Here is a 21,122-nt window from a genome sequence, read left to right as displayed (position 1 = left end):
TCCTGCCTGCACTGTCGGGGTTTATCCTCGGCGAATGTTGATCGCGACCGAGAGGCTGGTGCTGCGGCGCTTCCGCCCGGCGGACGCCGCCGTCCTCGCCGCCTACCGGTCGGAGCCGGAGGTCGCGCGTTACCAGTCGTGGGACGCGCCGTTCCCGTTGTTGCGGGCCGAGACGGCGGTGGCCAACTTCATCGCCTCCGACCCCGACAAGCCGGGCTGGTTCCAGTACGCGATCGAGCGCACCGCCGACCACGTGCTCGTCGGCGACGTGGCGGTCCACCTGCACGACAACCTGAAGCAGGCCGAGATCGGCTTCACCCTGGCCAAGCAGCACCAGAAGCAGGGGCACGCCTTCGAGGCGGTCACGGCCGTGCTCGACCGGCTCTTCCGGGTGCAGGGCCTGCACAAGGTGGCCGGCGAGTGCGACGCCCGCAACCTGGCCTCGGCCGGGCTGCTGGAACGGCTCGGCTTCACCCTCGAGGGCAAGCTGCGCCAGCAGACCTACATCAAGGGCGAGTGGACCGACGACCTGATCTACGGCCTCCTGTCGAACGAGTGGCTGATCCCCTCGCCCTGAGAAGCTCGCCCGGAAACTGTCGTACCCCTGTGGTTGGGTGCTCGCATGGCCCATCGCAGTCGTCTGTCCACGATCCTGATCGACGTGCCGAAAGAGGAAACCGGCAGCGCCGCCGCGTTCTGGTCGGCCGCGCTGGGGGTGACGCCCACGTCGCCGCCGGGCGAGCCGCAGTTCCTGTCGTTGCCCGGCGTGCTGCCGGGGCTGACGCTGGCGATCCAGTCGATCGACGGCACCGCTCGCTACCATCTCGACTTCGAGACCGACGACGTCGAGGCCGAGACGGCCCGCCTGATCGCGCTGGGCGCCGAGCAGATCGACCAGTGGCTCGACTGTCACATCCTGCGGATACCCGGCGGCCAGCTGGCCTGCGTGATTCCCCGGCACAGCGACGACGCGACGTTCGACCGTCTCGCGACGCGCTGGACCTGAGACGTGCGGTCGTCTCGTGACGCGCTGGACCTGAGACGTGCGGTCGTCTCGTGACGCGCTGGGGTTGGGACGTGCGGTCGTCTCGTGACGCGCTGGGGTTGGGACGTGCGGTCGGCGAGCTTCGCCGGCTGCTCATCAGCCGGTTGGCGTGCGGCGCAGCAGGTGGTAGACGATGCCCTCGTGGTCCGGCTCAGGATCGTCGGGGCGGAAGCCCACGGCGGCGAGGCAGCGGGCGCTCGCCACGTTCTCGGGCTCGATGCCGGCGGTGAAGAACGCGACGTCGGCCACGTCCGGGTGGGCGACCATGGCCCGCAGCGTCGCCGCGCCGTAGCCCTGCCGCCACCGCGCCGGATCGACGACGTAGGCGAATCCCAGTTCAGGGCCGGGGTCGTAGACGTCCCCGCCGGTCAGGGCGACGGGAACCTCGTGGTCGTCGAGCGCCACCCACGTGTGATCGCGCAGCACCCGCCGCCCCCGGAAGATCTCACCGACGCCATGTCCGCGTAGCCGCAGGGACCGCGCCGGCCAGTCCGGCCCGCCCAGCCACCGTTGCACCTCGGCGTCGGTGAACCACACCTGCACGACGGGCAGAAACGCCTCGGTGAACGGCACGAGCGTGACGCTTGGCAGTCGGCTCATCCCCCCATGGTCGCCCACCGCGCCCGGTGGGCGCGGCCCCTTCGCTCGGCGGCAGGCGGATCGAGCCCAGTTGCGCGGCCGTGTGCTTGTCGTCGCCTGATGGCAACCGGCGCCCCGCAGCGGCCGCCCCGCACCGCGCTCGTAGCGGTCGCCTTGGCACGGCGCTCGTAGCGGTCGCCTTGGCACGGCGCTCGTAGCGGTCGCTTGGCACGGCGCTCGCAGCGGTCGCCCCGCACGGCGCCCGCGCTGGAGTTCCCCTGGCAGCGGCCTGCTCCGACCGCACTTCGACACCGACGTCAAGAACTGTCGGGCGCGAGCCGCGATTGCTGGTCCGCGGTCAGGCGCAGACGGCCGGCGGCCAGGTTCTCCTCCAGGTGGGCGACGGACGACGTGCCCGGAATGGGAAGCATGACGGGGGAGCGGGTCAACAGCCAGGCGAGGACGACCTGGGCGGCGGTCGCGGACAGCTCGGCGGCCACCGCATCGACTTCGCCGCCCTCGTGCGCGAGCGGCCGCCACGGCAGGAACGTGATGCCCAGGCGGGTGCACGCCCGCAGGACCGGTTCGTGGGTGCGGTCGGCGAAGTTGTAGCGATTCTGGACGGTGGCTATCTCCGTGATCCTGCGGGCCTGCTCCAGCTCGTCGACCGAGACCTCGGAGAGGCCGATCCGGGCCGCCTTGCCCTCGGCGGCCAGCTCGGCCAGAGTGCCGACCTGGTCGGCCAGCGGCACCGACGGGTCGACGCGGTGCAGTTGCAACAGCTCGATCCGTTCCAGCCGCAACCGTTGCAGGCAGCCGTCCACCTGGCGGCGCAGTGAATCGGGGCGGCCGTCGAGCCGCCAGTCGCTGAGCGGACCCGAACCGGAGACGCCCACCTTCGTCGTGATGAGGACATCGGCGGGGTACGGGTGCAGGGCCTCGGCGATGAGCTCTTCGTTGGCTCCGCCGCCGTAGAGGTACGCCGTGTCGATGAGCGGGACGCCCAGTTCGACGGCCCTCCGCAGCAGCAACACCGACGATTCACGCGCTTCCGGCGACGTGGGTAGTTGCATGGCCCCGAAACCGATCCGTCCACCGCTCAGATACGGCATGCCGTCGCCTCCTCGAGTCGGGAACGGACGCTACCGGCCGGGCGGCGACCTGGGGAGCCTGTGCCGCACGTGAGCTAGCGACGCTAGAAATCCGAGCGTTCGAATGCTAGCGTTGCCCCGGACGCTATCAATGCTAGAAATCAGGAGGAGCATCATGCTCGACTCACTTCAGGTGATCACCACGGTGGTCGTCGGCGTCATGGTGGGGGTGGAGTTCGCTGTCGCCTTCGTGCTCAACCGGATTCTCGATGCCCTCCCGGGCGACAGCGGTCAGAGCGGCCGTGCCCACGGCGGCCGGATGCTCGGCGCCGTGATGCCGGTCTGGTACATCGCCTCGCTCGTCCTCGTCGCCGTCTGGGCCGTCGCCGGATGGGATCACGACGGCATCGGTCTCGTCATCACCGCCGGCGCGCTGCTGATCCTCAGCGTGGTCATGTCGGTCCTCCTGCTCGTCCCGATCAACAACCGGAGCAAGACGTGGACCCCCGACAACCGGCCCGCGGACTGGAAGCAGCAGATGAACCGCTGGGACCGTTTCCACTACGTCCGCGTCGCCGTCATCATCGCCGCGTTCGCCCTGCTGGTCGCCGCCCTCACCTGATCCCGCGGCCGAGCGGTCCTCGTACGTGTTACCGCGCCTCCGGTCTTTGGCCTTTCTTTGGCGGTGGCCTCCACGCTGTTCGCACAGGCCAGACAAGGAGTGACACCATGCTCAGCGCTCGACGGACCGCCTCGACCCTGACGACCATCATCGTGCTCTCGACCCTCGCCGCGTGTGGCATCGCTGAGGCGGACCCCGGCCCGGTCCTGGACACCGGCCCTCCCGGCAGCGAGATCTCCGACGAGGTGGAAGCCGCCCTCGGCCCCGAGGTCACCGTCAGGGTCGACATCACCGGCGCCGTCACCGTCAAGGGCGTGACGACCGCGACCGCACCGTCCGGCGGCCTGCATTCCCTGAAGACCTGCGCGGAGTACGCGAAGGGCACCGCCGCGAAGCAGTACCTGGCGCCCGGCGAGCTCGACGGCCCGACGGGCGATCACTCCGTCAGCCTGGAGGTGCGGATCGCCGACTATGCCGGGCCCGGCACGTACCCGAAGGATCAGCTTGTCGCGACCGACGCGCGCCCGTTCATCGCGATCGACAGCTCCATCTACAGCGTCTGGTCGGACAGCACCATGAGCGAGGCGACCACCGACGGCAAGGGCGGCGGCTCGTGGACGTTCACGGCCGTGGCGAACAGGCGTGAGGGCAGCCGGCCCGACGACACCATCAGCGGACTTGTGTCCTGGACATGCCGGAAGCGGTAGAGCGGCTCGCAGGTCAGGACAGAGTTGCCGGCTGGGGAGCGGGTCGCAGGAACCGGGTGCACAGGAGGGCGGCGGCGAGCATGGCGATCAGCAGGATCTGGGCGGTCGTCCCGGGGCTGGTGGCGGCCAGCAGATAGCCGCCGGCGAGGGCGCCGATCGGGACGGCGCCGTCGGTGATGACGGCGGCGGCGCTGACGATGCGTCCCAGCATGCCGTCGGGGACAGCGCGGGCCCGGGTGACGGTCAGTGTGATGGCGACGACCGTGCCGACCGCGCCCACGCCGCCCCAGGCGATCGCCAGCGCCAGGGGATGGGTGCTCAGCGCGATCATCGCCAGCAGCAGCGTCCACACCCAGACGCAGGCCAGGAAGAGGGTGCGGGCCGGGAAGGCGCGTTCCAGGCGCGGGGTGACCAGCGACGCCAGCAGGCCACCGACCCCGGCTGCGGCCAGGATGACGCCCACCGTCCAGGCCGGACGGTCGTCGCGGGTGGCGACCACCAGCACGAGCATGATGACGCACTGGAAGACCATGTTGGTGAAGCCGGTGACCAGGCTGGTGACGCGCAGGAACGGGATGCGCCACAGCCAGACGAGGCCCTCCGCCAGGCTCGGCCAGAAGCGGGCTCGGGAACCGGAAGCGCGGGGTGCGAACAGGCGCTTGGGCATGGCCGCCAGGGTGAGCAGGCAGAAGACGTACGAGAAGGCGTTGAGACCGAACGGCGCCCAGCGGGAGAGGTCGAAGAGGGCGCCGCCGACCGCGCGGCCGGCGAGGTTGCCGATGGGCTGCTCGGCCTCGAGCCACGAGAAGGCGACCGTACGCTGCTGCTCGTCGACGACGTCGCGCACCGCGCCCACCTCGGCGATGGTGAAGAAGACGAACGCCGAGCCTTCGATCACGGCCGCCACCACCAGCACGATTGCCGTCGCGCGCAGGTCGGCTGCCGCCGCCAGCAGCACCGCGGCCGTGGCGACCAGCCCGGCTGCCTGGGTCACCAGCATGAGCGTGCGCCGGTTGACCGTGTCGGCGAGCAGGCCCGCCGGCACCTGGAGCAGCAGGTTGGGCACGGTGGCGGCGAAGGCGACCCAGCCGGCCAGCGCCGGCGAGTCGAACAGGGCCAGCGCCAGCAATGGATAGGCGATGCGGACGCCGGCCGTGCCGATCAGCGACAGGGCGTTGCCGCTCCACAGGGCCAGGAAGCGCCGGTTGCGCAGGATCAAGAGGAGAGCCACATGGTCAGCTGGACGACGTCGGCCCGCGTGGCTCGCCACAGGGCGGCCACCACCTCGGGCCGCTGGAACAGCGCCGATACCGACTGCTCGTCGGAGAGTTGCCGTAGGCAGAGTGCCAGTCCCGCCCACGACTCCGGCGTGTCGGGGGTCTCGGCCTGATAGAGCGCCAGCGCCCGTTCGTAGTCGCCGTCGGTGTAGGCGAGGTCGGCGGGCGGGGTGTCCGGGCCCGGTTCGACGCCCGCGGCCCGGTTCATCTTGACGTACCCGACCGGCAGCCGGCTGCGCAGCGGGACGTCGCCCGGGACCACCCGCGCCTCGGGCAGGTCGCCCGCGTCGAGCCCTCGCGTCCAGCGATCGCGCAGGTCGTCGACGTTCACGGTCATGTTGCGGATCCGCCACGCCACCAGGTGGCCGGCCGACGACTCCCGCGCCAGCGTCTCGAGCCGGGCGGGCACGGTCTCGTGCGACCAGTGCCGGATCGCCGCGCCCATGGCCTCGACGAAGGCTGTGCCGGCCTCGGTCAGCAGCGGCGACGCGGCCGCGACGAGCAGCGCCTGCCGCACCTGGGTGCGCCAGCGGGCGAACTCGACGTCGGCCATCGTGGACTTCGGGCCGGCCTCGCGCCGGTAGACCCGCCAGAAGTCGGTGACGCCGATGTGCGCGTAGATGCCCTGCAGCAGGCCGGTCAGCGGACGCGGGTCGTCCCGCCACGGCGCGTACAAATCCCTGACCGTCGAGGGCTTCTGCAGTTCGGCCTGGTCGCTGAGCGCGGTGAGCTTGGCGTGCTGGCATTCGTGGATGAGCGTCAGCGCGAACTGCTGCGGACCGCCCGCGGCGCTCATGTTCACCCCGCCGTACGCGTGCAGTGAGGTGTTGCTGACCCCGTTGGCCACCGGTTCCGCGGTCAGCGGCACCACCGTGCGCAGCACCTCGTCGATGCCGGTCGAGTAGCCCTCGTGCTGCCGCCGGAGGATCTCGAGCGCGCCCGCGAAGGCTCGTGACCACTGTGCCGCCTGGGCCGCGGTCAGGCGCGGCGGCGGGGCCGTCAATTGCGCTTCTGTGTACGGATCGGAGAAGTCCCGGAACGGGTCGAGATCATCCAGGTGGACCGTCCGCAAGGTCGAGTACGTCGAGCCCAGCTTGCGCAGCGGCAGCCACCGCTCGTCGCCCTCGCCACCGGCGTCGCGCACCACCAGCCGGGTGTCGCCCATCGTGAACTCGAACGACCCGGTCAGCGTCGCGTGGCCGTACGTCCCGGGCGGTCCGAGCCGGGCCAGCCCCAGACCGGGCAGCATGACCACGCCGTCCCGCACGACGACCTCGACGCTGCCGGCCTGACGTGCGGTGACGAACGCAGCCGCCCGCAGCCAGCCCAGATAGCCGAGGTCGGCCCAGAGCGGCACGTCCTCGCGGCTGTCGGGGTGGGCGATCCGCCGGATGCAGCGCACGAGCCAGACGCCGACGTTCGGGTAGTCGAGCATCTCGCCGGTGATGTGCGGCGCCGCCTCGGCCAGGCCGGAGCCCTCGACGCCGGCGGCGTCGCTGAGCAGCATGCGCAGCAGCACCTGGCGCTTCTGACGCTGACCGGCGGCCAGCAGGGCCAGGTTCCCGGGCGTTCCGAATCCCGTGCCGAGGTCGCGCACCAGCGTGCCGGCCCTAGTCTCCACCCGTCGGCCTCCTTGTGCGGATCTTCGCGAGCTCGCCGGACACGCGGGCCCGGATGTGGCCGATGAGGAACGTCAGGTCGGAGCAGTAGACCGACGGGTTGAGGAAGCCGTTCCCGGCGTGGAAGCGGTGGGTGTAGTTGCCGCCGCCGCAGATCTCGTGGATCTCGCAGTCGCGGCAGGTCCGGCACAGCGCCTCCGCTCCCAGCTGCCGCGCGACGATCTGCGGTTGCCGCAGAGCCTGATCGAGCGGGTTGCCACCGGCCGCGGCGTGCACCCGGGTGGCGCCGGCGAAGGCGGTCTTCAGCGTGTCGACCTGCTCGACCGCGCCGTCGGTCTCGATCACTGCGACCCGGATCGGTTGCAGGCCCACCGATTCCGACGTGCCCGTGCCGCCGAGCGTCAGGGCCAGGATGTCGTCGAAGAGCCGCACGCCGGACTCCCGGACCGGCGCGTCGAACCAGCGGTCGAAGATCTGGGACAACCATTGCCCGTACGCGGCCCGCGCGCCGACCGGGGGAGTGGTCCAGTTCGCGTGCGGCAGCAGGAAGTCCACCGTCGGCGGCTCGAACTCCAGCAGCGCCTCGTAGGTCGTCACCGGGTCGTTGGCCAGGTCAACCGTGCACAGCAGGCCGGCGTACAGGTGCCGGTGCTGCTGCAGCAGTCGCAGACCCCGGGCGACCCCGGCGTGGCTGCCGCTGCCGTCGCGAAACTTGCGGTGGCGGTCGTGGCCGGCCTCGTCGCCGTCCAGGCTCACCGCCACCCGGATGCCCCAGCGGTCGCAGACCTCGATCATCCGGGGATCCAGGAGCAACCCGTTGGTCTGCAGTCCGAGCCGCAACCGCCGGCCCGGGCTCAGAATCGAGGTCGCGGCTGCGGCCAGCCGGTCAAGATGCGCGGCCCCGGCCAGCAGCGGCTCGCCGCCGTGGAAGACCAGGCTCACCGTCGCCCCGGCGTGCTCGTCGATCTGCCGGCAGGCCTCGGTGAGGACCGCCTCGGTCATGATCTTGGGCTGGTCGCGCCAGCTCTGGTCGGCCGACTCGTAGACGTAGCAGTATCCGCAGGCCAGGTTGCAGCGGCTGTGGATCTTGACGACGAACTGGTTGAAGCGTTTCGGCCGCCACCCCTGCGCCGTCAGCGCGGTCACGTCGAGGTCGTCGGGCCAGCGGCCGTCCATCGGCGGGCGAACTAGAGATCGGCGTCCACGAACGAGTTGAAGCCGCCGGCGCCGCCGTGGTCGTCGGGGGCGTAGACCCGCTCCACGGCCGCGCGCAGGGCGGGGCTGAGCTCGGCCAGCAGGTCGTCGTCGGCCGTCTCGAGGTCGGTGGTGTCCAGCGCCTGACTTTCCATGTCGCACCCTCCGTCAGGTTGTGGCCCGCCGGGGAGCACCCCGGCGGGCTTTGCTCGAACCTATTGACGAACGTCGAAGGGTTGAAGGCGCCTGTCAACTTCGTGACAGAGGACCGTGGTGAATCTACGGGCGGACGATAATGCGCGCCCGGTCGGTGGCCGGGCGCGACTCCGTCGTCACGGCTCCAGGCGAAGCCAGACCGCGCCCAGCGGGGGCACCCGCAGCGACACCGAGTGGTCGAAGCCGTGCCACGGCATGTCGTCGGTCTGCACTTCGCCCAGGTTGCCGACGCCGGAACCGCCGTACAGGTCGCTGTCGGTGTTGATCACCTCGGCCCACCGGCCGGGCCGGGGCAGGCCGATGCGGTAGCCCTCGTGCGGGACTGCCGCGAAGTTGACGACGCAGGCCACCGGGTCGCCGTTGGGCGGGAACCGGACGAACGAGAACGTGTTGTGTTGCGAGTCCTCGCTGGTGATCCAGCGGAAGCCGCTGGCCGACGTGTCCTGGGTCCACAGCGCGGGCGACTCCTTGTAGACCCGGTTCAGGTCTTTCACCAGAGCCTGCACACCGCCGAACTGCGGGTCGTCCGGCAACTCCCAGTCGAGCCCCCGCTCCTCGCTCCACTCGCGCAGGTCGCCCATCTCGCTGCCCATGAACAGCAGCTGCTTGCCGGTGAAGGCCCACATGAAGCCCAGCAGCGCGCGCGTGTTGGCCAGCTTCTGCCACAGGTCGCCGGGCATCTTGCCGGCCAGCGAGCCCTTCCCGTGCACGACCTCGTCGTGGCTGATCGGCAGGATGTAGTTCTCGCTCCAGGCGTACACCGTCGCGAAGGTCATCTGGTGGTGGTGCCACTGGCGGTAGATGGGCTCCTTCTCGATGTACGACAGGGTGTCGTTCATCCAGCCCATGTTCCACTTGAAACCGAACCCGAGGCCGCCCAGGTGGGTGGGGCGGGTGACGCCCGGCCACGCCGTCGACTCCTCGGCGATGGTGATCGCGCCCGGGTAGTTCTTGTAGACGGTCGCGTTCATCTCCTGCAGGAAGCTGATCGCGTCCAGGTTCTCGCGGCCGCCGTACTGGTTGGGGGTCCACTCGCCGTCCTTGCGCGAGTAGTCGAGGTAGAGCATCGAAGCCACGGCGTCGACCCGCAGGCCGTCGGCGTGGAACTCCTCGCACCAGTAGAGCGCGTTGGCCACCAGGAAGTTACGGACCTCCTTGCGGCCGAAGTCGAAGACGTACGTGCCCCAGTCGGGGTGCTCGCCGCGACGCCAGTCACCGTGCTCGTACAGGGGAGTACCGTCGAAGCGGGCCAGCGCCCACTCGTCCTTCGGGAAGTGCGCGGGCACCCAGTCCAGGATCACGCCGATGCCGGCCTGGTGCAGCTTGTCGACCAGGTGGCGGAACTCGTCGGGGGTGCCGAAGCGCGACGTCGGCGCGTAGTAGCCGGTGACCTGGTAGCCCCACGAGCCGCCGAACGGGTGCTCCATCACGGGCATCAGCTCGACGTGCGTGAAGCCGGTCTCGAGGACGTACTCGACCAGCTGGTCGGCCAGCTCGGTGTAGGTCAGGCCGGGACGCCACGAGCCCAGGTGCACCTCGTAGGCGCTCATCGGCTCCTGGTGCCACTGCTTGGTGGCGCGCTCGGCCATCCACGTCTCGTCCGACCACTCGTACGACGAGTCGTAGACGACCGACGCGGTGGCCGGCGGCACCTCGGTGTGCTGGGCGAGCGGGTCGGCGTGCTCGCGCCACACCCCGTCCCGTCCGAGGATCTTGAACTTGTACTTGCTGCCGACCTTGGCGTCGGGCAGGTAGATCTCCCAGACGCCGCTGGAGCCGAGCGAGCGCATCGGCCAGCCGTCGTACGGGCCCCAGCCCGTGAAGTCGCCGATCACCTGCACGCCGCGGGCGCCCGGGGCCCAGACGGCGAACCCGACGCCGCTCTCGCGGGGTTGCGCGCCGAGCACCTTCCACAGCTTCTCGTGCCGGCCCTCGCCGATCAGGTGCAGGTCGAGCTCGCCCAGCGTCGGCAGGTGCCGGTACGGGTCGTCGACGACCTCGCCGTCGACGTCGAGGCGGTAGTCGAGCACCAGACCCGGCACCTCGGCGGCGAACACGCCGTCGGCGTGCACCCGGGTCATCTCGGTGCGTTCGCCCTCGTGCACGAGGATCACCGCCTTGGCCCCCTTGCGCAGGGTGCGGATCACCGTGTTGCCGCCGCCGGGATGGGCGCCGAGGATGCCGTGCGGATCGTGGGTGTCGCCGGCCACCACGCTGTTCATGGCGCGCTGGTCGGCGGCGAGCGAGTTGGCGGAGTGGCCGATCACGAGGGGAATCTCCTTTTACCTGGGCGTCAGCCGACGAGGCGCGCGATGGAGCGCAAGGGGATGCGCAGCCAACCGGGCCGGTGCCGGGCTTCGTACGCGGCCTCGTAGACCGCCTTGTCGAGTTCGTAGGCCGCCAGCAGCGGGCCCTGCTCACGAGGGTCCGCCCCGGCCACGTTCGCGTAGCCGTCGCAGAACGCGGCCCGGTTCCGGTCGACCCACTCGCGGGCGCGCGCCGCGAGGTGCTCGTCGTCGGACTGGTCGACGAGCAGCTGGTAAGCCGCGTATTCGTAGGAGCGCAGCACCCCGGCCACGTCGCGCAGCGGCGAGTCGGGCATGCGGCGCTGGTCGAGCGGCTGGCCGGGCTCACCCTCGAAGTCGATGAGCAACCAGCCCTCGGGCACCCGCAGCACCTGGCCCAGGTGCAGGTCGCCGTGGACGCGCTGCACCTCGACGGGCCGGGTGTCGAGCTCGCGGAACTGTGCCTCGATCGACGGCACGTACTGCTGGATCTCGGCCACCGCCTGGGCCGCGATGCGCAGCCGGGCCAGCATGGCGTCGACCGGGAAGACCGACGGGCCCGAGCCGAGCGCCGCGGCCAGGTCGGCGTGCACCGCCGCGACGGCCTCGCCCAGCCGGTAGGACTCGCCCTGGAAGTCGCCGCCCACCTCGTCGGCGCCCATCTCGGCGTCGGCGAACAGGTCGCGCGCCGACGCTGTGGCCATGGCCCAGCCCTCGGCCGAGTTGCCCGCGTACGCCGTGACCATGCCCAAGGGGCACGGCTCGCCGCCCTCGGTGGTCTGGAACGAGCCGAGCAGCCGGGCCACGTGCGGGTTGCCCCGGCGGCCGAGCACGCGGTTGAGCTCCACGTCGGGGTTGATGCCGGGCGACACCCGGCGGAACACCTTCAGGATCGCGTCCTGTTCGAAGATGACGCTGGTGTTGCTCTGCTCGGCGTCGAAGACGCGCGGCCAGGCCTCGATCGGGAACGTCGCCTCCGGCTCGGGCTCGAAGATGACGTCACCGCGGGTGCCGCCCGCCGCGACCAGGGCCAGCAGCTTGCGGGCGGCGCCGGTGTCGTAGAGCGCGTCGTAGCCCGTCCGGTCGCCGTCGGTGCCGATCGTCGCCACTTCGCTGTACTCGACGATCGGGCCGGACTCCCAGGCCACCACCACCTGGTACCGCTCGGAACTGCCGTCGGTGTACTCGACGTCGATCAGCACCAGGTCGAGGGCGTCGTCGAGCGCCGTGCTCGACGCCTCCTTGACCGACGACAGGGTGCGGGATCGGCCTGCGTACCACCGTTGGAGGGGCAGCCATTCGGCGAAAGGCAACGTCATTGCTTCTCCTCGGACCCGCACAGCTGGAACCAGTAGAAGCCGTGCCCGGGGAGCGTGAGCAGGTAGGGCAGCTGGCCGATACGCGGGAAGTTCACATGACCGGTCAGCTCGACCGGGGTGTACCCGTTCCAGTGCTGCAGGTTCAGCTCGATCGGTTGCGGGAAGCGCGACAGGTTGTTCACGCAGAGCACGACGTCGTCGCCGTCCTCGCGCAGGTACGCCAGCACCGACGGGTTGGATCCGCCCAGTTCGCGGAAGGTCCCGACGGCGAACGCTTCGTGGCGGCGTCGCACCGCCAGCATCGTACGCGTCCAGTTCAGCAGCGACGTGGAACTGTCGCGCTGGGCCTCGACGTTCACCGCTTGGTAGCCGTACACCGGGTCTTGATTAGCCGGCAGGTAGAGCCGCCCGGGGTGGGCCGTGGAGAAGCCGGCGTTGCGGTCCGGCGTCCACTGCATCGGGGTGCGCACGCCGTCGCGGTCACCGAGCCAGATGTTGTCGCCCATGCCGATCTCGTCGCCGTAGTAGAGCACCGGCGAACCCGGCAGCGACAGCAGCAGGGCGGTGAACAGCTCCATCTGGTTGCGGTCGTTCTCGAGCAGCGGGGCCAGCCGCCGGCGGATGCCCACGTTGGCCTTCATCCGCGGGTCCTTGGCGTACTCGCCGTACATGTAGTCGCGCTCTTCGTCGGTCACCATCTCGAGCGTCAGCTCGTCGTGGTTGCGCAGGAAGATGCCCCACTGGCAGTTGTCCGGGATCGCCGGCGTCTGGGCCAGGATCTCGGAGATGGGAAAGCGCGACTCGCGCCGGACCGCCATGAAGATGCGCGGCATCAGCGGGAAGTGGAACGCCATGTGGCACTCGTCGCCGCCGGCCTTCGAGTCGCCGAAGTATTCGACCACGTCGGCCGGCCACTGGTTGGCCTCCGCCAGCAGCACCCGTCCCGGGAACTCGTCGTCGATCACCTTGCGGCAGTGCTTGAGGAAGGCGTGCGTCTCGGGCAGGTTCTCGCCGTTGGTGCCCTCCCGCTCGAACAGGTACGGCACGGCGTCGAGCCGGAAGCCGTCGATGCCCAGGTCGAGCCAGAAGCGCAGCACGTCGAGCATGGCGTTCTGCACGGCCGGGTTGTCGTAATTGAGGTCGGGCTGGTGCGAGAAGAACCGGTGCCAGAAGAACTGCCGCCGCACCGGGTCGAACGTCCAGTTCGACTCCTCGGTGTCGACGAAGATGACCCGTGCGTCCTGGTACTTCTCGGAGGTGTCGCTCCAGACGTAGTAGTCGCCGTACGGGCCGTCCGGGTCGCGCCGCGACTCCTGGAACCACAGGTGCTGGTCCGAGGTGTGGTTCATGACCAGGTCGGTGATGACCCGGATGCCGCGCTTGTGGGCGGCGTCGAGCAGGGCCACGAAGTCGTCGACCGTGCCGAACTCCGGCAGCACCTGGTAGAAGTCGCTGATGTCGTAGCCGCCGTCGCGCAGCGGCGACTGGTAGAACGGCGGCAGCCACAGGCAGTCGACGCCGAGCCACTGCAGATAGTCGAGCCGCTCGATCAGGCCGCGCAGGTCGCCCGAGCCGTCCGTGCCGGAGTCGTAGAACGCCCGGACCAGAACCTCGTAGAAGACGGCGCGCTGGAACCACGTCCGGTCGGCCGGCAGGGTCCGGGCGTGTTCGAAGTCCTCCGCGTTCGGGTGCTCCACCACGCCCTGTTCGACGTGGCTGCCCTCGGCCGGATCCACGCTGAGCTCGTTCTGGTCCATCAGGTTCCCCACCTACCCACCCGCAGGTACTTGTTAACTAGCCGGCTGGATCACGAACACGTGCGCCGGCTCGACGTACGGATCGATCCGCACGGCGTTGTGCTGCCCCCACTCGTACGTGGCCCCGGTGATCTGGTCGACCACCGTGAACCGGTCGTGCCAGTCCAGGCCGAGTTCCGGCATGTTCAGCACGGTGTTCCCCCACTGCACGCTCGTCGAGTCGAACGTGACCACCACAAGAACCGTGTTGCCGGTGTCGGGGTCACGCTTCGAGAAGCACAGCAGCGAGTCGTTGTCGATGTCGTGGAATCTCAGGTTTCGCAGCCAGTGCAACGCCGGATTCTCGTCACGGATCTGGTTGAGCCGGGTGATGTACGGGGCCAGCGACCGTCCGGTCCGCTCGGCCGCCGCCCAGTCCCGCGGCTTGAGCTCGAACTTCTCGTTGTCGATGTACTCCTCGGCGCCCGGCCGCGGGACGTGCTCGAACAGCTCGTAACCGGAGTACATGCCCCAGGACGGCGTGAGCATGCTGGCCAGCACCGCGCGAATTCGGAACATCGGCGGGCCGCCGTGCTGCAGCGACTCGTGCAGGATGTCGGGCGTGTTGGGCCAGAAGTTGGGTCGCATCCAGTCGATCGTGGTGAGCAACTGCTCCATGTACTGCCGCATCTCCCAGGCCGTGGTGCGCCAGGTGAAGTACGTGTACGACTGGGTGAAGCCGACCTTGCCGAGCCCGTTCATGATCGCCGGCCGGGTGAACGCCTCGGCCAGGAACAGCACCTCGGGGTTGGTCTCCTTCACCTTGGCGATCAGCCACTGCCAGAAGTTCATCGCCTTGGTGTGCGGGTTGTCGACCCGGAAGATCTTGACGCCGTTGCCGACCCAGTGCATGACGACGCGATAGACCTCCTCGCGCAGCGTCTTGTAGTCGTTGTCCCAGTTGATGGGGTAGATGTCCTGGTACTTCTTGGGTGGGTTCTCGGCGTACGCGATGGTGCCGTCGGCCCGCCGGGTGAAGAACTCGGGGTTCGACTTGACCCACGGGTGGTCGGGCGCGGCCTGCAGGGCCAGGTCCATGGCGACCTCGAGGCCGTGCTCCTCGGCGGTGGCGATGAAGGCCCGGAAGTCCTCCAGCGTGCCCAGCTGCGGGTGGATCGCGTCGTGGCCGCCCTCTTCGGAGCCGATCGCCCACGGCGAGCCCACGTCTTCGGGCCGGGCCACCAGCGTGTTGTTCCGGCCCTTGCGATTGATCTTGCCGATCGGGTGGATCGGGGGCAGGTAGAGAACGTTGAAGCCCATGCCGGCGACCGCGGGGATGCGCTCGGCGGCGGTGGCGAACGTGCCGTGCTTGATCGGGGTCGCCTCGGGGCCGATCTCGGCGCCCTCGGAGCGGGGGAAGAACTCGTACCACGCGGAGTAGAGCGCGCGCTTGCGGTCGACCCAGATCGCGTACGACCGGGTGGTCGTCACGAGCTGGCGCACCGGGTTGTGCCAGAGCAGCTCTTCCAGGTCGAGCGCGGGGGAGACCCGGGCGAACAGTGACCGCTGCTCGTCGCGCAGGGCCGCCGCGGCGTCGCGCACCCGCTCCTCGTCGCCGTGCGGAACGATCTTGGTGGCCAGGTCGAGGACCTCGGCCCCCTCGGCCAGGTCGTTCGCCAGGTCCTCGAGGCCCTGGCCGGCGCCGATCTTCTTCACCACCGCGTTGCGCCAGGTGCGGTACGGGTCGTCGAACGCCTCCACGGTGAACGTCCACCGGCCGACCCGGTCGGGCCGGATCACCCCGTGCCACTGGTCGAGGCCGGGCTCACCGGGACGCATGCGGGTGAACGGCTCGGATTCGCCGTCGGGGCCGCGCCATACCACATTGACGCCGAGAGCGTCGTGACCTTCGCGATAGGACACCGCGGAAACCGGCACCAATTCGCCGACGACCGCCTTTGCGGGATAACGGCCACACGACACCGAGGGCGTCACGTCTTCGATGGGAAAGCGACCGGTCATGATCTCCACCGTAATCTTCAGGGCGCGGGCGGGTTCGGCGAAACCAGACCGCCGTCAGGGCATACTTCTCCGCTGTGGAGGCGCCGCAAACGGTGGCGTGCCGATGCGCTCAACCTACCGGAGTCCGCTCAGGCCGGCTCATCCAGGCGAGGCCTCGCGCCCCCGATGAATTCCGCCAATTCGACTACGGTGATCACCCGTTCATGGTTACCGAGTCTGATCATCGGAACGTTACCGGCCGGCAAAATAATGTTTCCCGCCCGCCCGCCCGCCTTGCCCGCCGGCCGCGCGGCAGCGCCGTCAAGATCACGAGCGGGGCGCCTCGCCCGCACCACGCGTCCCAGTTCGGTCATCCCCAGGTCGACGGCAGCGGGCACAGGAGCGTGTCGGTTGCCGTGCGGTCCCACTCCGGTGCCCCTGCTCAGATACCCCTGTTCCGCCGCCGAGTCATCCGGTGTGACGCGGGCCGACCTGGTGCCGCGCCCGAGCGGAGGAGTACCCACGTGGCCGGACCGTCTGTCGAGCTGTCGCCCGTCATCGCGGCGAGCACGCACTGGCTGTCGCGTGCTTACCCTTCGGGGAGCGCGGACACGATCGCGCACACCCTGTCGGAGCTGCAGGCCCGTCAGGCCGTCACGGTCGCGGCGTGGCTGCGCTACCCGACCGAGGTCGACGCGGCGCTGGTCGCCATCGCCGGCCCCGGCGGCTCGGCGGTGCTCGACTGGCGTGTCGGCAGCGAGCCCGAGGACGAGGAGGCCGAGGAGGAGGGCTGGCGCACCTGGGTCGACGAGACCGTGGTCAGCTGGGCCGCCTGCCTGCTGGCCGACCCGCAGCTGGCCCGGCGCGGCGTCGACGCCGTGATCGCGGCCGTGCCGCTGGCCCAGGACCGGCCGTTGCCCTACGCCCGCAGCGGCAAGGCGCCGGCCGAGTTCCGCCGCCTGCTCGAGCCCGACCGCCGCGACATGGACGCGGCCGTGCTGCTGCGCCACCCCGACCTGCTCGAGCCCGTCGCCTCGATCCACCGCGACACGCTGCTCTACGTCCTGGACGCTGAGCAGGCTGAGCTTGCCGGCCTTGCCTCCGGCTCGGCGGGGACTGCGCCCTCCGGGGCCGATGCCGCGGACACCGAAAACGGCTAGGCGGAGCCGAGGCCGTTTTCGGCGCCCGCGACATCGGCGGGCGCCATCGCGACTGACCTTGCGCTGAAGGCCGGCGCCCCACCCGGGGCGCCGGCCTTTCGGCTGTGTGGCGTGAATCGGGGAAGAAAGTTTTCGGCTGATGCAGCATTCTTGCCACGCCGGGCGTTACCGGTGCACGAACCAGGACGAGCGGGGAGTTCGCGGATGCGGGATGCGGACAGCTTCGACGAGTTCTACCGGGACACGTCCGCGCGGATGCTCCGCTACGGATACGCGCTGACCGGGGATCTCGCCGAAGCTCAGGACGTGGTGCAGGAGGCGTACACCAGGGCGTGGCGCCACTGGCGGAAGCTGGTCGCCCACCCGGCGCCCGAGGGCTGGCTGCGGCTGACCGTCGGCCGGCTGGCCACCGACCGGTGGCGCCGGCTCAGCGGGTGGCGAGTTGCCGTACGCCGGGCCGGGCCGCCCGAGCCGGCCGGCCCACCCAGCGAGGAAGCGGTCTGGCTGAGCACCGCGCTGCGGCGGCTGCCGGCACCCGTCCGACGGGCGGTCGCGCTGCACTATCTCTTCGATCTGCCGGTGGCGGCCATCGCGGCCGAGACCGGCACGCCGATCGGCACCGTGACCTCACGACTGCACCGCGGCCGCACCGAGCTCGCCGCCATGCTCGCCCCGCCGCGCACCCCGGAGGTGACCGATGCCGAACACTGAGCCCTCGCCGGACGTCGAACGCGCGTTCGCCGCGCTCTCCTCGGACACCGAACGTGGCCTGCTGCTCTCCGGACCGGAACTGCGCCGCCAGGCCGTCCGCCGCCGGTCCCGCCGCCTCGCGGTGACGGCCACCGCCGCTGCGGTGCTCGTGGCCGGTGGCGTCGGCGCCGGCTGGGCGATGTCGGACGACGGCGGACCCGACACCGGGCTGCCTCCGGCGATCAGCGGCACCGGCGCCGCCTCAGCGCCGGCCACCACGACGCCCAGCCTGCTGCCCAGCCCGGCGCCCTCGTCGGCGCCGAGCTCGTCCATGCCACCCCCGCCAACGTCCACGCGTCCCACCACCCGCCCGCCGGCCCTCCCGAAGTCGATTCCCGGCCGCGCGCTGCTGTCGGACTCCGATGCCGGCCTCTCGGACGTCGCCCGCGTCGAGGATCCCTTCGAACAGCTCGATTTCTGCTCGAAGGCCAAGTTCCCGAGCGAGGCCCAGGTGGGGGTGCGAGCCACGGTGCGCATGTTCTACCGTGGGCCGAAGTCGGGAGCGGGCTCGGTGCCCGACGACACGGTCTACAACACTGTCACCGTCTATCGCGGGGACGGGGCCGTGAACTACCTGTCCGAGCTTCGGCGAGCGGTCGAGGCCTGCCCGAGCGGCAAGGTCGGCGACGCCGAGGCGCAGTTCGACTCGCTGGGCTCGCTGGGCGTGGGCGTGGGCGAGGAGTCGGTTCTCATCGACCGTTCCTACGAGTCGAGGGACGGCGAGGGGGAGCCTCTCGACAACGGGTCGCGCAACCACACGTACATCGCCGCGATCCGGATCGGCGACGCGGTCACCCTGGTCGACGGGCAGGGCTACGAGGGCTGGGGCGCCGCCCGGCCCGACTTCGAGAAGCAACTGGCCGGCCGGGCCGCCGCCCGGCTCGAGGACTGGCGAGGCTGACCGGTGCCGGATGACGTGAGCCGTGCCTTCGCGGCCCTCTCGTCGGACAGCGAACGGGGTCTGTTGCTGTCCGGGTCCGAGCTGCGCCGCCAGGCCGCCCGCCGCCGAGCGGCCTGGCGGACCCGGGCGGCCGCCGCGGCCACCGCGGTGCTCGTCGTGGGAGCGGTCGGCAGCGGGTGGGCGTTGACGAGCGACAGCGGCAGCGGCGGGAATACGGTGCTCCCGCCGGCGGGCAGCGGCCTCGGAGCCGGCCCGGCCGTCAGGTGGACGCCGCAGTCCTCGGCGCCCCCGTCACTGCCCACGTCGCTCCCGCCGGCCTCGCCGTCCTCGTCCCCACCGGCCGCGCCGTCGTCCCGGCCGCCCACGACCGAGCCGACGGTCACCGAGGAGCCGATGCCGGCGGAGATCCCGTACCAGGTGACTCTGCGGCAGGAGGACACCAACGCGACCGTCACGCAGTTCCGGCCGCTCGGCGTGCCCGAGTTCTGCCCGGCGGCGACGTTCCCGAGCCAGCAGCAGCTGGGCGTCAGCGCGTCGATCGTGTCGCGCTATCGCAAGCCGGACAACCCACCCCCGAAGGGCATCCCCGACGACGGGGTCTACAACACCGTCGGCGTCTATCGCGGCGACGGGGCGAAGGACTACCTGACCGACCTGCGCCGGGCCGTCGAGGCGTGCTCGACCAGCCAGGTGCGGGGGCTCGACGCGCAGTTCGGCCTCATGCTGCCGCTGGGCGTGGGCGACGAGTCGGTGCTGATCGAGCGGTCGTACGAGGAAGTGGACGCCGACGGCAGGCCGATGAACAACGGCCGGTGGCGGAACACCTACATCGCGGCGGTGCGGATCGGCGACGCCGTGACCGTGATCGACTGCCGCGGCTACGAGAACGCCGCGTCGGAGGCGGCGACGGCCCGGACGCTCGGCAAGGCCCTGGCGAAGCGCCTGAAGGCCTGGCGGGGCTGACGCCGGGCCGCCGTCTAGGCCAGGCGGGCCGGGAAGCCGCCGGTGGCGATCGGGCCCCACCGCTCGATGGTGATGCGGATCAGGGACTTGCCCTGGTCGCGCATGGCCTGGCGGTATTCCGCCCAGTCCGGGTGCTCGCCCGAGATGACCCGGAAGTATTCGACCAGGGGCTCGATCGACTCGGGGAGGTCGAGCACCTCGGCCGTGCCGTCGACCTGAACCCAGGCGCCGCCGAAGTCGTCGGAGAGCACGCACACCGACACCTGCGGGTTGCGCCGGAGGTTGTAGACCTTGGCCCGGTCGGGATAGGTCGAGATGACGATGCGGCCCTCGGTGTCGACGCCGCAGGTGTTGGGCGAGGCCTGGGGACGTCCGTCGCGCCGGGTGGTCATCAGGATGGCCTGGTGCCGGGGGCGCAGGAACTCGAGCAGTTCCTCGCGGGAGGCCTCGGTGTTGGTGGCGATCGTGCGTGGCATCGTCTCTACTCCGTCACTCGGGCGCCGGCCTCGTGCGGCGTCACTCCGTCGTCGGCACTCCTGGCGCCGTCGATCTCGGCGATGCGGGCCGCGCCGATGATGCCCGCGTTGTTGAGCAGCGTGGCCGGGACCATGGGCGTACGGATGTCGATCAGCGGCAGGAAGCGGTCGGACTTCTTGCTGACGCCGCCGCCGATGATGAACAGCCGGGGGGAGAGCAGCATCTCGACGTGGGCCAGGTAGCGGCGGACCCGGCCGGCCCACTTCTCCCAGCTCATGTCCTCGGTCTCGCGGGCGCGGTCGGAGGCCTTGAGCTCGGCGTCGTGCCCGTCGAGCTCGAGGTGGCCGAACTCGGTGTTGGGGATGAGGGTGCCGTCGAGGAACAGCGCGCTGCCGATGCCGGTGCCGAACGTGAGCATCATGATCAGGCCGGTCTGGTCGCGGCCCGCGCCGAAGGCCACCTCGGCCACCCCGGCCGCGTCGGCGTCGTTGAGCACGGACACGGGCGTGCCGAGCCGGTTGGTGAACAGCTGCGCGGCCGGCGCGTCGAGCCACGACTTGTCGACGTTCGCCGCCGTGCGGGTGACCCCGTCGACCACCACGCCCGGGAAGGTGATGCCGACCCGGTCGTACTGCCCCTCGAACTGCGCCGCCACCTCGGCGACGGCCTCGACGACGCTGGTGACGTCGGACGGCTGCGGGGTGGGCACCCGGTACCGCTCGGCGAGCAACTCGCCGCGGGCGGTGTCGACCGGAGCCCCCTTGACGCCGGAGCCGCCGATGTCGATGCCGAGAATGGCCATGGTGTTTCCCGTCTTGAGGTGCCTGGTTGTGCCCCCGCTGTTTACCACGGAGCCCCGACATTAAATCCCGTCGCGGTCCCGCAACCTCCAGGGGGTTGCGGGGTGACCCTCGTACTTTCAGCTAGGCAAGCCTCCCCTTCTCGGTTAGCGTGGAAACACAGAACGGTCGCCGCGTGCGGGCACGGCTCTCTGCCCGCTCTCTGGAGGACCTCCGATGACCGTGTCCGTCGCCGAGCAAACCGCTTCCGACCTCCTGGCCACGCTCGCTGATCTGCCCCATGATCACCCACGCCGCCACCGCCTGCGCGACCGGGCGATCGAGGCGTGGCTGCCGCTGGCCCGCCACCTCGCCCACCGCTACTCCGGCCGCGGCGAGCC

The 21,122-nt window shown here is 70.6% G+C and carries 20 protein-coding genes and 1 pseudogene; 9 read left to right on the top strand and 12 right to left on the bottom strand.

Annotated elements, in window-relative coordinates; translation table 11 throughout:
* The first annotated feature begins 34 nt into the window (after positions 1-34).
* Complete coding sequence (locus tag KXC43_RS32155; RefSeq protein ID WP_221379962.1) at positions 35-577, top strand: GNAT family N-acetyltransferase; 543 nt, start codon at positions 35-37, stop codon at positions 575-577.
* Positions 578-622: 45 nt separating this feature from the next.
* Complete coding sequence (locus KXC43_RS32150; RefSeq protein ID WP_221379961.1) at positions 623-1,006, top strand: VOC family protein; 384 nt, start codon at positions 623-625, stop codon at positions 1,004-1,006.
* 135 nt (positions 1,007-1,141) lie between these two features.
* Here the strand turns inward: KXC43_RS32150 and KXC43_RS32145 are convergent, their stop codons facing one another.
* Together KXC43_RS32145 and KXC43_RS32140 are read right to left on the bottom strand one after the other, a co-directional pair.
* On the bottom strand, positions 1,142-1,645 hold the full coding sequence (locus KXC43_RS32145; RefSeq protein WP_221379960.1) for a GNAT family N-acetyltransferase: 504 nt from the start codon (positions 1,643-1,645) through the stop codon (positions 1,142-1,144).
* Between the two features lie 296 nt (positions 1,646-1,941).
* The gene (locus KXC43_RS32140; protein ID WP_221379959.1) at positions 1,942-2,736 is read right to left on the bottom strand and encodes an aldo/keto reductase; all 795 of its coding nucleotides are present in this window, start codon (positions 2,734-2,736) and stop codon (positions 1,942-1,944) included.
* Between the two features lie 154 nt (positions 2,737-2,890).
* Here KXC43_RS32140 and KXC43_RS32135 point away from each other — a divergent pair, with 154 nt between their 5' ends.
* Both KXC43_RS32135 and KXC43_RS32130 read left to right on the top strand, forming a co-directional pair.
* Positions 2,891-3,337 carry an anthrone oxygenase family protein gene (locus KXC43_RS32135; protein WP_221379958.1) on the top strand — a complete coding sequence of 149 codons (447 nt, stop codon included), beginning with the start codon at positions 2,891-2,893 and terminating at the stop codon, positions 3,335-3,337.
* 107 nt (positions 3,338-3,444) lie between these two features.
* Positions 3,445-4,044 carry a hypothetical protein gene (locus tag KXC43_RS32130; protein ID WP_221379957.1) on the top strand — a complete coding sequence of 200 codons (600 nt, stop codon included), beginning with the start codon at positions 3,445-3,447 and terminating at the stop codon, positions 4,042-4,044.
* Between the two features lie 13 nt (positions 4,045-4,057).
* Here KXC43_RS32130 and KXC43_RS32125 read toward each other — a convergent pair whose 3' ends face one another.
* From KXC43_RS32125 to KXC43_RS32090, 8 genes are all read right to left on the bottom strand, one after another.
* Positions 4,058-5,275 (bottom strand): MFS transporter, encoded by a 1,218-nt coding sequence (locus tag KXC43_RS32125; protein ID WP_221379956.1) that lies wholly within the window; start codon positions 5,273-5,275, stop codon positions 4,058-4,060.
* Positions 5,260-6,942, bottom strand: coding sequence for an HEXXH motif domain-containing protein (locus KXC43_RS32120; RefSeq protein ID WP_221379955.1), 1,683 nt, complete (start codon positions 6,940-6,942; stop codon positions 5,260-5,262). Before KXC43_RS32120 ends, KXC43_RS32125 begins: the two co-directional genes overlap by 16 nt.
* Entirely contained in the window at positions 6,932-8,116 is a 1,185-nt protein-coding gene (locus tag KXC43_RS32115; protein ID WP_221379954.1) for an FxsB family cyclophane-forming radical SAM/SPASM peptide maturase, read from the bottom strand. The genes KXC43_RS32120 and KXC43_RS32115 overlap by 11 nt, the downstream gene beginning before the upstream one ends.
* Positions 8,117-8,127: 11 nt before the next feature.
* Positions 8,128-8,289: a hypothetical protein gene (locus tag KXC43_RS32110; RefSeq protein WP_221379953.1), complete on the bottom strand. Its 162-nt coding sequence runs from the start codon at positions 8,287-8,289 to the stop codon at positions 8,128-8,130.
* Positions 8,290-8,466: 177 nt separating this feature from the next.
* The gene (gene glgB / locus KXC43_RS32105; protein ID WP_221380023.1) at positions 8,467-10,572 is read right to left on the bottom strand and encodes a 1,4-alpha-glucan branching protein GlgB; all 2,106 of its coding nucleotides are present in this window, start codon (positions 10,570-10,572) and stop codon (positions 8,467-8,469) included.
* Positions 10,573-10,643: 71 nt separating this feature from the next.
* The gene (locus KXC43_RS32100) at positions 10,644-11,954 is read right to left on the bottom strand and encodes a maltokinase N-terminal cap-like domain-containing protein (RefSeq protein ID WP_221379952.1); all 1,311 of its coding nucleotides are present in this window, start codon (positions 11,952-11,954) and stop codon (positions 10,644-10,646) included.
* On the bottom strand, positions 11,951-13,711 hold the full coding sequence (gene treS, locus KXC43_RS32095; protein WP_221379951.1) for a maltose alpha-D-glucosyltransferase: 1,761 nt from the start codon (positions 13,709-13,711) through the stop codon (positions 11,951-11,953). The genes KXC43_RS32100 and treS overlap by 4 nt, the downstream gene beginning before the upstream one ends.
* A 33-nt stretch (positions 13,712-13,744) precedes the next feature.
* A complete protein-coding gene (locus KXC43_RS32090; protein WP_221379950.1) occupies positions 13,745-15,712 on the bottom strand; it encodes an alpha-1,4-glucan--maltose-1-phosphate maltosyltransferase in 1,968 nt (655 codons plus the stop codon).
* A 503-nt stretch (positions 15,713-16,215) separates the two neighbouring features.
* On the opposite strand from KXC43_RS32090, the gene KXC43_RS32085 reads away from it, so the two are divergent.
* The 4 genes from KXC43_RS32085 (at position 16,216) to KXC43_RS32070 (ending at position 19,465) form a co-directional block, all read left to right on the top strand.
* On the top strand, positions 16,216-16,851 hold the full coding sequence (locus KXC43_RS32085; protein ID WP_308129351.1) for a hypothetical protein: 636 nt from the start codon (positions 16,216-16,218) through the stop codon (positions 16,849-16,851).
* Positions 16,852-17,055: 204 nt separating this feature from the next.
* The gene (locus KXC43_RS32080; RefSeq protein WP_221379949.1) at positions 17,056-17,562 is read left to right on the top strand and encodes a sigma-70 family RNA polymerase sigma factor; all 507 of its coding nucleotides are present in this window, start codon (positions 17,056-17,058) and stop codon (positions 17,560-17,562) included.
* Entirely contained in the window at positions 17,549-18,502 is a 954-nt protein-coding gene (locus tag KXC43_RS32075) for a hypothetical protein (protein ID WP_221379948.1), read from the top strand. Before KXC43_RS32080 ends, KXC43_RS32075 begins: the two co-directional genes overlap by 14 nt.
* A 3-nt stretch (positions 18,503-18,505) precedes the next feature.
* On the top strand, positions 18,506-19,465 hold the full coding sequence (locus KXC43_RS32070; protein WP_221379947.1) for a hypothetical protein: 960 nt from the start codon (positions 18,506-18,508) through the stop codon (positions 19,463-19,465).
* A 14-nt stretch (positions 19,466-19,479) separates the two neighbouring features.
* Here the strand turns inward: KXC43_RS32070 and KXC43_RS32065 are convergent, their stop codons facing one another.
* Positions 19,480-19,941 (bottom strand): PPOX class F420-dependent oxidoreductase, encoded by a 462-nt coding sequence (locus KXC43_RS32065; RefSeq protein WP_221379946.1) that lies wholly within the window; start codon positions 19,939-19,941, stop codon positions 19,480-19,482.
* Between the two features lie 5 nt (positions 19,942-19,946).
* On the bottom strand, positions 19,947-20,744 hold the full coding sequence (gene ppgK / locus KXC43_RS32060) for a polyphosphate--glucose phosphotransferase (RefSeq protein ID WP_221379945.1): 798 nt from the start codon (positions 20,742-20,744) through the stop codon (positions 19,947-19,949).
* 214 nt (positions 20,745-20,958) lie between these two features.
* Here ppgK and KXC43_RS51490 point away from each other — a divergent pair.
* Positions 20,959-21,122: pseudogene (locus KXC43_RS51490) on the top strand (RNA polymerase sigma factor SigF); the annotation flags it as partial.

Origin of the sequence: Paractinoplanes polyasparticus (genome assembly GCF_019710575.1) — a bacterium.
Classification (GTDB): domain Bacteria; phylum Actinomycetota; class Actinomycetes; order Mycobacteriales; family Micromonosporaceae; genus Actinoplanes; species Actinoplanes polyasparticus.
The sequence above is the reverse complement of the archived record's forward strand: the minus strand, read 5'-3'. Positions and strand labels throughout refer to the sequence as shown.